General features: G+C 44.6%; 1 protein-coding gene. It reads right to left on the bottom strand.

Annotated features, from left to right (window positions below; genetic code table 11):
• Positions 1-1,047 (bottom strand): Rib/alpha-like domain-containing protein (locus E4T71_RS08650; protein ID WP_194181264.1); only part of this gene is annotated, 1,047 nt, incomplete at both ends.

Genomic DNA, 1,047 nt, shown 5'->3' with positions numbered 1-1,047 from the left:
TAGATTTAGATGGATCTACTTCCTCACCTGGTTTAACTTCCTGTTCTTGTGCGACTGGTGTGTTCTTATCTGCGTCTGTCTGATCTTTCTCAGCTACTGGAATCTTAACTGGTACTTGATCTGTTGATCCATCTGGATACGTTACTGTTACGACTGCTTCAATAACATCTCCTGGCTTCGCATCCGCTGGAACATCTACTGTAATCGCACCGGTGTTTGGATCAACCTTAACAAGTGGGTTGTCTGACTCAAACTTAGAACCTGCTGGAAGATCACTTCCATCTTCGTTCTTAGGCGCTGGAACAGTTACTGTTTCTCCTGGCTTACCTGATGCCTCTTCAAACTTAGGATTATTCTTACCAGCATCTGTAGTTGGATCTACCACCTTAACGGTTACTGGAACCTTATCCGTTGAGCCATCTGGATACGTTACAACGACTGTTGCTGGTTTATCTCCTGGTGTGGTTGTATCTACTGGTTCCTCAAAGCTTACCTTAGTACCTGCTGGCAAGTCTCCTAGATTTGCAATAGATTTAGATGGATCTACTTCCTCACCTGGTTTAACTTCCTGTTCTTGTGCGACTGGTGTGTTCTTATCTGCGTCTGTCTGATCTTTCTCAGCTACTGGAATCTTAACTGGTACTTGATCTGTTGAACCATCTGGATACGTTACTGTTACGACTGCTTCAATAACATCTCCTGGCTTCGCATCCGCTGGAACATCTACTGTAATCGCACCGGTGTTTGGATCAACCTTAACAAGTGGGTTGTCTGACTCAAACTTAGAACCTGCTGGAAGATCACTTCCATCTTCGTTCTTAGGCGCTGGAACAGTTACTGTTTCTCCTGGCTTACCTGATGCCTCTTCAAACTTAGGATTATTCTTACCAGCATCTGTAGTTGGATCTACCACCTTAACGGTTACTGGAACCTTATCCGTTGAGCCATCTGGATACGTTACAACGACTGTTGCTGGTTTATCTCCTGGTGTGGTTGTATCTACTGGTTCCTCAAAGCTTACCTTAGTACCTGCTGGCAAGTCTCCTA

The sequence above is a fragment of the Streptococcus sp. WM07 genome, assembly GCF_004570525.1.
In the GTDB taxonomy this organism is placed as follows: domain Bacteria; phylum Bacillota; class Bacilli; order Lactobacillales; family Streptococcaceae; genus Streptococcus.
Note: the sequence above shows the minus strand (reverse complement) of the source record. Positions and strands in the feature narration are given on the sequence as shown.